Origin of the sequence: Frankia sp. CcI49 (genome assembly GCF_001983215.1) — a bacterium.
Taxonomy (GTDB): domain Bacteria; phylum Actinomycetota; class Actinomycetes; order Frankiales; family Frankiaceae; genus Parafrankia; species Parafrankia irregularis.
Genome location: NZ_MOWP01000015.1, coordinates 231,532 through 245,452, shown reverse-complemented (window position 1 = coordinate 245,452; position 13,921 = coordinate 231,532). Strand labels below are relative to the sequence as shown.

The following is a 13,921-nucleotide window of genomic DNA, read 5'->3' as shown; positions in this document are numbered from 1 at the left end:
CCTCATCACGGCCCGGCCAGACGCGGTAGGCCACGTGCGGTCTTCGGCGCTCTGAAGATCCGCCTGTGCTCGAAGATCCGTGCCTGGGAGTCGACGATGATCTGGATCAGGGCCCGATCGAACTCCTCCCGGGAACGAATCTCCTCGCGAAACAACCTGTCCCGCCGCATCACGTTGTTCCGAAGCGCGCTCGCCAGCGTCTCCTTCAGGTGCTGAAGGTTCTCATGCGTCTCGAGATCGTCGGGATTAAAGGGGACCAGCACGCCCGACGTCGGCTCGTTGCGCCGGTCGTATTTGGTCAGCGCAAGGCGGATTTCGTCAAGCTTGGCCGCCCACATGTCGACCAGTAGAATCACGATCTCGTTGCGGGCCGTGGAGCGCTCCAGCAGATCCGCCACGCCGTCGTCCAACCGGGTCACCGCCGAGGTCATCCCCTGCCGCGCGGCGACCATCTGAGCCAGCACACACACCCGGTCGTCGTGCAGCGGGCGGTAGGGCGTCCATTCGTCGAAATCACTTCCGTAGAAGTCCAGGTGCTCCCGCAGCACGGCGATCTCGTCGCGCGAGGTGGAGGCCAGAACGAAGGTGACGCGGCTGGGGCCACCCCCCTGCGTCTCCGGACGCGATTGCGGCTGCCGGTGCCGATGTCGGTGCGGCTCCTGGTGCGGATCCGGCGTCAGCTCCCGCTTCGGCTCCGGATCGGCTGGAGGCTGCTGCGGCTCAGCGGATCCCGGCGACCCCGATGGCCCAATCTCCTTCGATGCCCCGGAAGGTGCCCCGCCGTCGCCCGCCAGAGCCCGGACCTGGAACATGTTGGGAACCTGGTCGAAGTCGATGGCTTCCGGATGCGGGGGTAACGGTGACTCGTGGGCGAGCCGGACGATTCGGGTAGCCAGCGCCACCAGGAACTCCTGGTACATGTCATGGTTGCGATCCAGCTGCAGAAGGTACCGAAGACCCCTCTGCGCGTACGTCGTTCCCAACTCCTGGTGATCATACTGCAACCGGAGGAACACTTTGGGCGGATCACGCAAGGGCGTCCAGATGACCGGTAGCAGTACGGCGGGGCTGCCCTGCCCACCAGCAGCCGCGGCGCGAAGGCGCCCGTCGAACACCGTCCATTCACGGCCGCAGTACACACTCGCGAAGAACGTCGGAGAACACATCGCGACGAAGGTGCGGCATCGCGCGAGAGCCGCACCGAGCTCCGCCGACCAGTCCTGGCCCGGCTCGATGGAACGCCGGTCGAAGAACCCCACCGTGCTGGCGTCCGAGGCCCCGACCCGAAGGCGCACCTCGGCCCTGAGATCCTGGTGGAACCGCTCGAGATAGGGCCCGTCGCCGCCGTCCGCCCGCGCATAGCTGAGGAAGAAGTAAAGCGGCCAGGCCTCGGGTTCCTCCTCCTCAGGCACTCCTGCGGGCACCAGTGTTTCCCGGCCCGTCGTGGCTGCCCGGGTGACCAGGCCGCACGGGCATTGGTGCCGCTCCGGGTGCATGCAGGACGCCCTGCCGACCGACGCTCTTGCCCGGCATCGATTGGCCCCTCTCCCGCGGTGTCGGGCCACCGCACTGCGTACACAGGCCCAGATCGGTCTGCCTGAGCCGAGTTGACCGCCCCGAGGGGGGTGGCAACAGATTCTACGACGTCCTCCGCACACGTGCGGAGGATGTTGGCGCGCCCCCGGAGTTCGCAAGAAACGGCTGGCTCGAGCCCGGCGGACGCAAATACAGCGAAGAGGCAGACAAAACCAGCAAACGATGGGATCGCCGCCAGCCCACAAGCTGCGGGTACGGCGCGGTGACGACGGATTCATGCGCGGTAGCGGCGCCTGCCGCCCTAACCGACTAGATTGGAGGATCCAAGGTGGAGGAGGCGGTACCAGATGGACCGATCGTCGCCCGAGATCGAGACGCTCCTGCCTGATGTCGGAGGTTGCTACCTCGACGAGCTGGCCGGCCACGAGAACAGGATCCTGCGGCAGGTGCGGCACCGGCTGGCACGGGAGGCCACGAGGCTGGGTTCGGCCACGGCCGGGTTTACATCCTCTGCCTGATCCTCGCCAGACCGGATGGTGCAAGCGAATTGAATACCACCTCCGCCCAGGGTGTCGGCGGGCGCGCGGGCGAATGGCCGGGCGACGAGCTCACGCTCACACGGCTGACCGGCCGAGGATGGCAGCCGGTGCCCTTTCGCCAGTTCGTCCTCAAGGTGAACAGCAGGTGCAATCTCTCCTGCACCTACTGCTACGTGTATCACCTGGCGGACCAGAGCTGGCGTCGGCAGCCGGTGACGATGAGCCGGGAGGTCGTGGCGGCCACGGCCGGCAGGATCGCGGCGCACGCGGCACGCCACCAGCTCACCCGGGTGGAGGTAATCCTCCATGGCGGTGAGCCCCTGCTGGCGGGCGCCGCCTTCCTCGATCACGTGGCCCGGCAGATCCGTTCCGCGGTCGCCCCCGACACGGCCGTCGAGCTCACGGTTCAGACAAACGGCACACTTCTGACACCTGCCTTCCTGGAGCTGTGCGCGGACGTCGAGATGAAGATCGGCGTGAGCGTGGACGGCGGCCCGGCAGACAATGACCGGCGGCGGGTCCGTCACGACGGCGGTGGGAGCCACGCCAGCGTCGAGGCAGGTCTGCGCCTGCTCACCTCCGAACGGTTCCGGCCACTGCTGTCAGGCCTGCTGTGCGTGGTGGACCTGCACAGTGATCCGGTCACGGTCTACGAGAACCTGCTGGCCTGGCAACCTCCGGCGATGGACTTCCTCCTTCCCCACGGGAACTGGACATCCCGACCGCCCGGCCGGGATGAGGACGAAAGGCTGGCGCCCTACGGCGACTGGCTCGGCGCCCTCTTCGAGCGCTGGTACTCCGCGCCCGAGGACGAGACCGACATCCGCCTGTTCCTGGAGATCATCGTTCTTCTTCTCGGTGGAGACAGCCAGGTGGAGACGGTGGGGCTTTCCCCGTCGAGTGTTCTCGTCATCGAGACGGATGGCACGGTCGAACAGGTCGACGCGCTCAAGTCGGCCTACCCCGGGGCAGCGGCCACCGGGCTCACCGTCCTGCGGGACGACTTCGACGAGGCGTTCCACCATCCCGGCATCCTGGCCCGTCAGATCGGTGCCGCGGCGCTCGGTGCCGACTGTGCCGCCTGCCCGGTTCATCGGGTCTGCGGTGGCGGGTACTACCCCCATCGTTACCGGGCCGGCAGCGGCTTCCAGAACCGATCCGTGTACTGTCCGGATCTGCTTGCTCTGATAAACCGGATCCACCGGCGGATCCAACCGGATATCGACAAGGTGCGGCGCTCGAAGTGAACGTGGGCTTTCATCGGCTCGCACTGGCCGATTTCGATGAACTGGCCTCCGGTGGCGGCCACGCTGATCTCGTCCGCTATCTCCGGCGAACCCAGCTCAGCAAGCGGCTGCTCGCGCTGCGCGCGGTGCTGGAGGACGCCGCGCAGCAGGCTCCGGACGACTTCGCCCGCAGCGGGCTCGCCGAGGCCTTCCGCGTGTTGTCCACCGCCCAACGTCAGGATCCCGGCCCGGTCGAGAGCCTCCTGCTCACGCCTGGGCTCGGCCTGTGGGCGATGCACTGCATGCGCCGGATCCGCGGCACCGTCAGGCCGGCTGTGCCACTCGCGGAGGATCTGAACATGCTCGCGGCCTTCGCGGTCGCGGCCGCCCTGCGGACCGGCCTGGACGCGGAGATCAGGGTTTTCCTGCGGGGTGGCGACCTCGTCGTGCCTTCGCTGGGCCGTATCCGGACCGGAAACCCAGGGTGGGCCGTCGCTCGAGTCCAGGGCGGAGCAGTGACAGTTCACGCCGCCGCCGACCCGCAGACGACCCTGCGAGTGAATGTGATCGCGGCTGCCGGCTTCGGGCGAGGAGACCTGGCGCGTCAATGGCTCCCACTGCGCACCCTGTCGAGTTCGAGGTGGGGCCAGGAGATCGAGCTTGCGCTGGACGACACGGATCCCGCGCGCACGCTGCTGGATCTCCCGATGTCACCCGGCGTCGCGGATGAGGAGATCGATACCTGGCAGCACCGCCTCGACGAGGGCTGGCGCATTCTCTGCCATTACGATCTTTCGGCAGCCGCAGCGGTGGCGGCCGGGCTGGGCTGRGTCTACCCACTGCGTTCGACGGAGCGGGCGGCGGAGCTGAGCGCATCGTCCGGGGAGGCGTTCGGCGCCGTGGCGCTGACCCTTCCCAAGGACGGCGTCTCCTTCGCGGCCGGCCTGGTGCACGAGTTCCAGCACACGAAGCTCTCCGCGCTGATCGACCTCGTTGCGTTGACCGATACCGCTCACGACCGTCTTTACTACGCTCCGTGGCGCAGCGACCCGCGGCCGGTCGCCGGCCTTCTTCAGGGTGCCTACGCCTACCTCGGCCTGACCACGTTCTGGGATTTCCGGCGGCTTCACCAGGACGGCGGCGAGTACGCGCATTTTGAGTTCGCCCGGTGGCGAGAGGAGGTGTGGCGGGCGCTGAGCACGCTGCGGCTCTCGGGCGCGATGACTCCGCTGGGCCTGCGCTTCCTCGACGGCATGCGCAGCGTCGTCGCACGGCATCGGCAGGCCGCCGTCCCCACCGGCCCCCAGGCGCTGGCGGAGCTGACCACGGCCGATGCCTGGATCACCTGGCGGCTACGGAACCTGCAACCCGCGCCAACGTGGATCACCGCGCTGGCGCGGGCCTGGATGGACAAGGACATCGCACCACCGGGCGAGGCGGGCTCCCGCCCCCTTCCAGGCCACCGCGGGCTCGTGTACAACCAGCGGCTCGCCCTCACCCTGCTGCGTCTGACGGACCCGAAGCGTTTCGAGGCCGCTCGGCAGGGCGTTCCCCATGTCCTCGACGGCTCCGTGACGGCCGCGGACCAGGCTCTCGCCTTCGGCGACGTCAGGTCCGCGGCCGACGGCTACAAGGAGGAACTGGCCCGCGAGCCCGACCGGCTCGACGCCTGGGCCGGGCTCGTCCTCTGCCGACGCGGCAGCGGCGAGCCCGGGGCCGACGTCCTGACCGCACGCCCCGAGGTGGTCCTGCACCTGCGCCGGCAGGTACAGGAACTCAGCAGCGACCAGGTCGACCCCGACGCACTCGCAGCCTGGATGTCGCAGACCACCCGCTGACAGCGCGGCGATGCCCTACCGCGACGTTCCTACAGCGGCGGCGGCTCGAAGTCGAAGTCGAGGCGCTCGCCCCGCTCGCCTGCCTGCACATCGGGATGGTCCGGACCGAGCACCCGGCGATAACGCTGCGAGGTCTCCGTCGCGAGCCTGCGGCCTTCCTCCTCCCGACCGGCGGTCTGGGAGAGGTCCAGGGCCACGTTCGTCGCGCACACCAGCGCATGCGGGTGATCGGGGCCAAGGAGCTCACCGAAGCGGGCGAGCGCCTTCTCACCGATCTCCAACGCCTCCGCCACCAGCCCCTGCGCGGACCTGGCGGTCGCCAGGTTCGCCAGGCAGGTGAGGGTGAAGTGGTGGTCGGCGCCGACCCTGCCCTCGAGCCCCGCCAGYGCGTCCTTCAGCAGGCGCTCCGCCTCGTCGACCCGGCCGAGCTGGCGATGGACCAGCGCCAGGTTCAGGTGGCAGCCGTAGGTGTATGGATGGTCAGCCCCGAAGATGTCCCGGTACCGGTTCACGGTCTTCTCGATGCGCTCCGCGGCCTCGTTCGGATCGCCGGCCACCCGCTGGGCGTTACCCAGGTTGATCGCGGCGGCCAGGGCGTCGGGGTGCTCGTTGCCGAACTGGCGGCTCGACGTGTAGCGCTCGTACACCTGCTCGGCGAGCTCCAGCGCCTCGCGGAAGAACCCGGCCTTGCGCCGGGCCACCGAGAGATCCTTGGCCTGCGCGAGCACGAAGGGGTGGTCGACCGCGAGCTCCCGCCTGTTCACGAGTTCCTCGAACACCCGGTAGGCGTACTCGGCCGACTCCCGCGCCTTCAGGTAGTGACCCTCCTGCCGCTGGTCGCGGGCGACGGCGGCGAGCGAGGCGGCGACCCAGGGATTGATGTCACCGCCCCACATGTCCCGCCGGTTGGTGAGGTTGTCCTGGTCGAGCTCGAATGCCCGCTTATAAGCGCTGTTGAGGCTGCAGTCGAGCGCGAGATTGTTCACGACGTGATGGGTCTGAGCGTTGTCCCGGCCGAAGACCCGCTCATGGCGGGGCAGCGCGTCCTCGTCCAGCTCGAGCGCGGCCCGGAATTCACCGCGGGCCCGCAGGTCCGCGCCGTGGCCGTTCAGAATGATGAGGGTTTCCTCGTGGTCCGCACCGAGGACCTCCGTGATCGCGTCGAGGGTGCCGCGCCGGAGCTCATAGGCCTCCCGGTACCTGCCCAGGGCCCAGAGGACGTTCGCCTTGATTCCCTGGAGGACGAGAACATCCGGGTCACGATCACCGGAATCCGCCCGCCAACGGTCCAGGGCGCGGTCCGCCTCGCTCAACGCCGTCGTGAGGTCACCGGCGTTGTACAGATAGCCGATGAGGTGTTCGATGAGCTGACGCGCCCGGACCGCTGTGGACGCGTACACACCGGACGGCACGATGTGCGGGAGAAGGTTCTCGAAGCCGGCCCGGTTCTGCGTCTCGGAATCCCCCGGGTCCGCGGCGACGAGCAGGGCGTGGACCTCGTCCCGCATCCGTTCCTGTTCCTCGGGCAGCAGCTCGTCCCGAATGAGCATCTGGACCAGCCGGTGTACCTGCACCGTCTTGCGGCTGTTGTCGATCCGGGCGAGCGCGTAGCGGCCGAGCTCCCGCATCGCGCGGCTCACCATAAGCCGGTCCTGCATGGACAGACCGAAATCCGAGTCCAGGGTGTACTTTCCGCGGTCCAACATTTCCAGCGAGATCGGCTCCGGGCCGAAGAATGCACATCGGCGGAGCAGCTCGAGCGCAAAAGGAGCCTGCTCCCGCAGCTGTGCCACGGAAAGACTCCACGCGGCTGCCACCGGCCGGGAGTAGTCGGCGGGCGGGTTTTCGGCGAGTAGCTTGCTGGAGGCGTCCTTCAGCAGCTGAAGGTACTCACGCACGTCCATACCGGTTTCGAACTGCAGCGCTCCGGCCTGCTCGAGCGCCAGCGGAAGGTCCCCCAGCGCCTCGGCCAGGCTGTTGGCGTCGACCTTGGCGATACCCGGCACGCGGCGGTGCAGGAACTCCAGGCTCTCCCGCCGGTCGAAGACATCCACCTCGATCGTGTCGACGATGCTCTGCCACCGACGGTTGCGCGAGGTGACCAGGACATGGCCCGGACCGTGCGGCATCAGGCCGCGAATCAGCTCAGGCTGGTCGGCGTTGTCGAAGATCAACAACCAGCGGCGGTAGGGCGTCCCACGGCGCAGCGCCTCGAGGACGGCGGCCACCGAGTCGTCGATCCGCAGCAGGCCGCCCTCCGAYAGGCCCAGCCGCGGCGCCAGTGACGCCAGCGTGGATCGGACCAGGACCGGCTGGTCCGCGGGAATCCACCAGATCAGGTCATAATGCGCCTGATAGCGGTACGCGTACTCGATGGCGAGGTGCGTCTTCCCGACACCGCCCAGCCCCTGCAGGGCATGCGGGAGGACCGCCGTGACCTCGCCCTCGTCGGAGGCGATCCGACGACGCAGTTCGGTCAGTTGGCTTTCCCGCCCGGTGAAGTTCTTGTTCCGTTGGGGCACTCCACCCCAGATCGTCGGAACCCCCCGACCCGGGCCGCTCACCGGATCGAACTCCACCACCGAAGCCACGATAACAACCCCCGCCGCTCGTCAAGTACGGACATCGGCGCGACGGCACGGACCAACCGACGGTAGTGCAGCGTCCGACGGCGCGGAGTGCACGCGTCGTCGGCGCGCCGCGTAATCATACCGTTCCACTGATCGTAACACTCGCGTCGACACACTTGCCATTGCACGTTAGCCACTCGCGCGGACTCGGGCGAGCGAGGACGACACAAGTCCGGATTGTGACACGAGTTGTGGCACCCACTCTCGCGAGGGCGCCGCGAACCTGCACCGGGATGCCCCTGTATTGTCGGCGTTTTCTGAAGCAGGTTCCGCGGCCAGCCCGCCGACACATCCGCCAACCAACCCGCCCATAACTCGTGACCTGCAGTTTCGCGATTTCGACCGTGGAGTCGGCACCCACCCCGCCCGCGCGTCGCGCCACGGACACCGCGGATACCACTCTCGTGCACCGCGCACCTCGCCTGCCGGCCGGGCAGTGCGCCCCGGCACCGACCGGAGCCCCGCACGGGCAGGCATGCCCACGGAGCCATCGCCGGCGCCCCACCACCCTCCGCCGGCGAGGCGGCCACACGAAGAGCACCGGTCTCGCAAAATTCCTGTTACTTTGCCGCGGTCGGCCCGCATTGGCCGTAAAATCTGACGGAAAATCTTGGGCGGTCCAGAACCGTGTGCCACCGGAGGTGGGGCCATGGCCGGCGGATACGATTCTCGGGCCCGGTCGCGTCAACGCCGAAAGGCTTCCGGTTCCGTTGAAGGCATACCGTCCAGTAATTTTCGACGAACTCCCAACCAGGGACACCAAATCACTACTCGACATCTCGGCCCCCCCGGTGCGGACGGGTCCGCTCTCGACGCGCCCGGCCCTGGGCGGAGCAGAACGGTGATCGAGGCCGAGGCGACCAGCCCGTACGTCGGCCTCCGCCCGTTCACCGAGGAGAACGCCGAGCTGTTCTTCGGCCGGGATGCCGCCGCCCACGCGCTGCTGGCCGAGTGGCTGCGCTGCCGTGTGGTGGTCGCGCACGGGCTGACCGGTGTGGGTAAGACCTCGCTGCTGCGGGCGGGCGTGCTGCCGAGCGCACCGTCGACGGACGCCGACGTCCTGCCGGTGGCACGGCTCTCGGGGCCGGCCGCCGGGCAGTCCTCCAAGGAGGAGGATGGGCCCGCGGGCACCCAGGCCTCCTTCGGTACAGGCAATCCGTTCGTTCAGGCCCTCCTGCGGTGCTGGTCCTACCCGGCCGACACGCCGACGCTGCTCGACGCGATCCGTGACCACCCCGCCCGGCGCCGGCCGCACAGCCCGACCCGGCCGATCCTGGTGGCGATCGACCAGGTCGAGGAGCTTTTCGCGGCCCGATCGGCCCAACTGGACCAGCTACGGGAGCAGTGTTTCGACCTGCTCGCGCAGGCGGCGACCGCGCTGCCGACGCTGCGTATCCTGCTGGTGGTCCGTTCCGATCACCGTGCCGCGCTCGAGCCCTACCTGCGGCTTCTGCTGGCCGGCTCCGGCGGCGGCCCCGCCACCCCGTCGGTCGCCGAGGTGCCCGTCGCCGCGCTGGAGCCACGCTCCGCCCAGGCCGCACTCGTCGAGCCACTGCGTGCGACCGGTACGCACTTCGCCTCCGGCGCGGCCGAGGCCTGTGTGGACGACCTGGCCACCAGCCGGTTCGTCGACGCGACCGGCGCCGAGTCGCTGCTGGTGGCGGACGCCGTCCAGCCGGTGTTCCTGCAGCTGGTGGCGACCGCGATGTGGCGGGCCCGTCCCGGCGCGGATGCCGTCATCACGTCCCGTCTCGGCCCGGCCGGGAACGTCACCGCGGTGCTGGCCGAGTACCTGACCCTGGTGCTGGTCACGGTGGCACGCGAGCACGATCTCGACGAGGGTGAGCTGCGGGCCTGGCTCACCCGTACGTTCGTGACCGAACGCGGTCGGCGCGGTGTCGCGGACGAGGGGCTCACCACCACGGCCGGTCTGCCGACCGCCGTGTTGGAGTCGCTGACGGCACGCTACGTCCTGCGCTGCGAGCACCGGTCGGGCTCGCGTCGTTTCGAGCTCTTCGACGACCGGCTCATCGAGCCGCTCCAGCGTGGCTTCCCCGAATGGGCCGTCAGCGGAACCGCCGCCGAGGCGAATGCGGACGACCATCTTCGCGCGGCCCAGGTGAGCTTCGCGGACCACGACCTGCCGACGGCCCGCACCCACGTGGAGGAGGCCCTGCGCCGCGACCCGGGGCGCTCCCTCACCCGGGCCGGCGCGCAGACGCTGCGCGCGCAGATGTGCGAGATGCAGGGGCGCTGGCAGGACGCCGAGGCCTGCTACCGGGAGGCCGCGGAGATCTACGAGTCGCTGTCGGACACCGAGTCCGCCGGGCGGATGCTCGCCGCCCTGGGCCGGGTGCTGCTCGAGTCCGGCCAGACCACCCGGGCGATCGAGGACCTCCAGGCCGCCAGCGAACGGCTGCCGGGTGACGCCGAGGTGCAGGCCGCGCTCGCGCACGCGCTGTGGCGCACAGGCCAGCCGTGGGCGGCGGCGGCCATCTTCTCGGCCGTCCTGACGTTCGCGCCGGACTCCGGGGCCGCGCTGGCCGGGCGGGCGCGCCTGCGGGTGGAGCTGGGTGACGACGCCGCCGCGATGCAGGACTTCGAGCGTCTCGCCCGGTCGGCGGCGCAGGTCGTGGCCCAGCCGTCGATGCGCGCGGCCCGGGCGGTGGCCCTGGCGCGGCGAGGGCAGGTGGCCGAGGCCGCGAACGAGTCCTCCGTGGCGCTGCGCGAGGCACCGGACAGCGGCCCGGTGCTGTGGCACGCGGCCGAGGTCATCCGCGCACGCGGCGACGACGAAGGAGCTGACGGCCTGCTGCGGCGTGCCCTGGACGCGGCCGAACCCGCGCTGCTGCCCCACCAGCAGTCCCAGGTCCTGCGTCTGCTGCGGCGGTCCGGCGCGATGGCCTGAAAGTACTGCGCCCCAGGGCATTGAGGTCTGCCATGCTGAGCACGGAGGGCAGCCACGGGGTGCGGAGGCAGACGTCCGTTGACCATCCACCAGCTTCATCGCACGTCGGCGGCGGCACCGGACCGGCCCGGCTGGCAGGTCACCGCGTACACGCCGGGGCTCGGCGACGGGAGACGTCAGCAGATCGTCGGTCTGCTGACGTCCGAGCTCGCCGTGGACGCGCGCCGCACCGGACCGCAGCAGCCCAGCGGACCGCAGCGGCGCGGCGGCGAGTCCGGCTTCGGACCCTTACCCGGATCCGAGGCCGGTTCAGCGCAGGGGCCCTGGGCCTCCGCCGGGCAGCGCGGGGCCGGGCTGAGCCTGAGCTACTCGCTGCTGGCGGACGGTGCCGCGGTGATCTGCCGGACCGTCGGCACCGGCGTCGACTTCGCCGGCCGCCCGGGAAACGTCTTTCAGCACGCGTTGCTGCTCACCGAGCCGGACCGTGATCTCGGCGGCCTGCTTCCCGCCGACCTGTGGTGGTGGCCGGGCTGGGCCGACCGGCCAGCCGACGGTGATCTTCCAGCTGTCGAGCGTCTCGTGGTCGACTCGCCGATGCCCTGGCACGAAGCGATCGCCCGGGCGCAGGAACTGTACGGCGACGGTCGGCTGGCAGCCCTCCTGGCGAGTGTGCGCGGCGCCACGCGCGGCGGCGGTGCCGTGCGGATCGTCCTGGTGGAGCAGGGGCCGGCGGCCACGGTGCGAACGATCCGGCTGGTCACCGGCTCGCTGCCGCGGGCATCGGCCCTGGCGATGACCTTCAGTGTCCCGGTGGGGCATCCGGAGCAGTCCCGCCACGTGCTGGTGGGCGTGCCGGTGGGCGCCGGCCTCGACCCCGCGGCCATCCCGTTCGGCGTCCGGTTCGAGACTCATCGCCTGCACGGCGGGACCGGCCCTGAGCCCGGAGCCGGCGGCGGCAGCACCGGCGGCGGCACCGCGCCGCGGGACGTCGGTGCTCCGGCCGGTACCGACGGCGCCCGGGCGGACGAGCACCGGGCGGACGAGCAGTGGCCGGACGAGCACTGGGCGGACGTGTCCTGGGGGGAGGTTGCCGCGCGGGTGTGGGCCGCTGGGAGACCCGATGTGCTCGCGGCTGCCAGCGCGTCGTTCGCCGACGCCGACGCCGCCCAGCGCCTCGCCGCCGTGGCTGCGGGCGCCGGCGTGCCGCTGGCGTCACCGCCCGGTGATCCGGCGCCCGGCAGCGCGCGGTCCCCGGCCGCGGGCCCGGTGCCGGCACCCCTGCCGCCGGGTGCCGAGGGCTGGGGACGGGTGCGACGCAGAGCTGTGGTGAAGGCTCTGCGGCCCGGTGGATACGCACGCGGGGCGGCGCTGTTCGGCGCCGGTGCGGCGATCGCGTTCGGTCAGCTCGGCGCACGGTTGCTCGCACTGCCGGCCCGCACGCTGGCCGCCGGTCCGCCGGTGCTGCGCCCGGCCGGCGACGAGGCCGCCTACCCCGGGTACTTCACCCCGGCCGGCCAGGCGATCGTCGACCTCGGCGCGATCGGGGATGCCCTGGCCGAGGCGCTGCGCACCGCCGGACCGGAGTTCGCCGCGGCCGGTCCGGCCCGCTGGCCCGGCCCGTTCCTGGGGCAGAGCGCGTCGGCGCGGCGCTGCTGGCGCATGTGGAGGGCGGGGACGGCGATCGGCGTCGCCGTGGCCGGGGGGCTCGCCCGGACGGCGTTCGCCGTGCACAGAACGCTTGTCATCACCACGATCGCGGTGCTGCGGTTGGCGGGTGCGGCGTTACGGTTCGCGGAGGCGGCGCGTTGGCTGCTCCGCGAGACACGCCCGGCCAGGCCGACCCTGGCGATGTTCCGCCGCCTCGGCGAGCTGGGGGCCGACTGCCCGTACCCGGACTGCGCCCGCCCACTGGGCCGGCCGTTCTACGAGTGCCCCAACACGCACTGCCGCCGCCGGCACGACGACCTGCGGCCGGGCCGCGGCGGCCTGCTGTACCGGGTGTGCGCCTGCGGGACGCGGCTGCGGACCTGGGCGCCCGGCCGGCGCGGCCGCCTCGCCAGCTACTGCGGCTCGTGCGAAGGCCGGCTGCCCGACGGGGTCGGGCACCTGCCGATCGTCCACATCGCGCTGATCGGCCCACCTGCGTCCGGCAAGACCACCATGCTGGTCGCCGCCCTGGCCGGCCTGCAGGACCTCGCATACCAGCGCGATCTCACCTTGTCGTTCGCGTTCCGGCCGGACGAGACCTGGTACCGGCGCAGCATGCAGATGGTCGCGGACGGCGGGTGGCTGGAGTCGACCGCCACCCCGAATCCCCGGGCGCTCGTCGTCACCGTCGGCATTCCCCGCGGGCCCCGGCGCATCGTGTTCTTCTTCGACCCGGACGGCGACCTCTACACCGACCAGCAGACCCTGCGCACCACGCACCGTTACCTGGAGCGGACCCACAACGCGCTGCTCGTCGTCGACCCGTCGGCGCAGCCGGCGCTGCTCGACCAGCTCACCCCGAAACAGCAGGCGGCGGCGAACGCGGCGGCCCACCCCGCGGCCGAGCCGACCTACGACACGATGCGGCGGCTGATCCGGGTGCTGCACGCGGACCGGTCGCTGCCTCGGCGGGGTGGCCGCCTCGCCCTGCGGCTCGCCGTGGTGGTCAGCAAGACCGACTGGCTGCGCGGGCTCCCATCGGTCCTACGCCTGCCAGAGCTCACCCCGGAGCAGCAGGACGGCCTCGTGCGCTACTGGCTCAACCAGCCCGCACGGCTGCCGGAGCTCGGCCAGGAACCGTCGAAGGAGTTCACCGAGACCCGCTACTGGGCGCTGAGCGCCGCGGACTGTCTACGCGGCCGGAACGGGACGGTGAACCCGGCCGAACGCATCGCCGCGGCCGAACCGGTGCTGTGGATGCTGGGCGCGAGCGCACGCGGGTTCCGGCGCCTGATCATCCGGCAGCAGAAGGCGCGACAGTCCAGCCGGCATCCCGCGCTGCGGGATCCGACGCACCGGGCGCACTACGCGGGTCTTGAACGATGAGGACGTTCCGCCGCGCGGCGCCCGCCGCTCAACCCGGTCCCGGTCCCGCTCCTGCCCCCGCCCCGGCGCCCGCGCCTGCCGGCGAACCGGTTCCGGCGCATGTGCGCCGGCAGCGCAGGGTGCTGCTGGGCCTCCACGTCGTGGCGGTGTTCGCCCTGATCGCGGTGCCCTGCGGCCTGGTGGCCCTCCTCGTCCTCGGGTGAGTGGTCCA

8 protein-coding genes are annotated in these 13,921 nt (G+C 70.9%); 6 read left to right on the top strand and 2 right to left on the bottom strand.

All coding sequences use genetic code 11. The features are described from left to right. Nucleotides 1-5 precede the first annotated feature (5 nt). Nucleotides 6-1,412 (bottom strand): TIR-like protein FxsC, encoded by a 1,407-nt coding sequence (locus tag CcI49_RS14385; protein WP_241840059.1) that lies wholly within the window; start codon nt 1,410-1,412, stop codon nt 6-8. Nucleotides 1,413-1,883: 471 nt separating this feature from the next. On the opposite strand from CcI49_RS14385, the gene fxsA reads away from it, so the two are divergent. Genes fxsA through CcI49_RS14370 form a run of 3 tightly spaced genes read left to right on the top strand, consistent with a single transcriptional unit; the run spans nt 1,884 to nt 5,139 of the window. Beyond that, on the top strand, nt 1,884-2,054 hold the full coding sequence (gene fxsA, locus CcI49_RS14380) for an FxSxx-COOH cyclophane-containing RiPP peptide (RefSeq protein WP_063793230.1): 171 nt from the start codon (nt 1,884-1,886) through the stop codon (nt 2,052-2,054). Between the two features lie 29 nt (nt 2,055-2,083). Continuing rightward, on the top strand, nt 2,084-3,322 hold the full coding sequence (locus tag CcI49_RS14375) for an FxsB family cyclophane-forming radical SAM/SPASM peptide maturase (protein WP_076827104.1): 1,239 nt from the start codon (nt 2,084-2,086) through the stop codon (nt 3,320-3,322). Then, complete coding sequence (locus tag CcI49_RS14370; RefSeq protein ID WP_076827101.1) at nt 3,319-5,139, top strand: HEXXH motif domain-containing protein; 1,821 nt, start codon at nt 3,319-3,321, stop codon at nt 5,137-5,139. The genes CcI49_RS14375 and CcI49_RS14370 overlap by 4 nt, the downstream gene beginning before the upstream one ends. Before the next feature lie 29 nt (nt 5,140-5,168). Here the strand turns inward: CcI49_RS14370 and fxsT are convergent, their stop codons facing one another. Then, nucleotides 5,169-7,730: an FxSxx-COOH system tetratricopeptide repeat protein gene (gene fxsT / locus CcI49_RS14365; protein ID WP_054569405.1), complete on the bottom strand. Its 2,562-nt coding sequence runs from the start codon at nt 7,728-7,730 to the stop codon at nt 5,169-5,171. Between the two features lie 880 nt (nt 7,731-8,610). On the opposite strand from fxsT, the gene CcI49_RS44135 reads away from it, so the two are divergent. The 3 genes from CcI49_RS44135 to CcI49_RS40545 all read left to right on the top strand — a co-directional run bounded on the left by CcI49_RS44135 (nt 8,611) and on the right by CcI49_RS40545 (nt 13,913). Next, on the top strand, nt 8,611-10,677 hold the full coding sequence (locus tag CcI49_RS44135) for a tetratricopeptide repeat protein (RefSeq protein WP_054569406.1): 2,067 nt from the start codon (nt 8,611-8,613) through the stop codon (nt 10,675-10,677). Between the two features lie 78 nt (nt 10,678-10,755). Beyond that, nucleotides 10,756-13,710 (top strand): hypothetical protein, encoded by a 2,955-nt coding sequence (locus tag CcI49_RS14355; RefSeq protein WP_076827099.1) that lies wholly within the window; start codon nt 10,756-10,758, stop codon nt 13,708-13,710. Beyond that, nucleotides 13,707-13,913, top strand: a complete 207-nt coding sequence (locus CcI49_RS40545) for a hypothetical protein (protein ID WP_116437400.1) — start codon at nt 13,707-13,709, stop codon at nt 13,911-13,913. Before CcI49_RS14355 ends, CcI49_RS40545 begins: the two co-directional genes overlap by 4 nt. Nucleotides 13,914-13,921 lie beyond the last annotated feature (8 nt).

Coding starts and splice junctions, on each gene's coding strand:
- fxsA (WP_063793230.1), top strand. CDS start 1,884: ATGGACCGATCGTCGCCCGAGATCGAGACGCTCCTGCCTGATGTCGGA.
- CcI49_RS40545 (WP_116437400.1), top strand. CDS start 13,707: ATGAGGACGTTCCGCCGCGCGGCGCCCGCCGCTCAACCCGGTCCCGGT.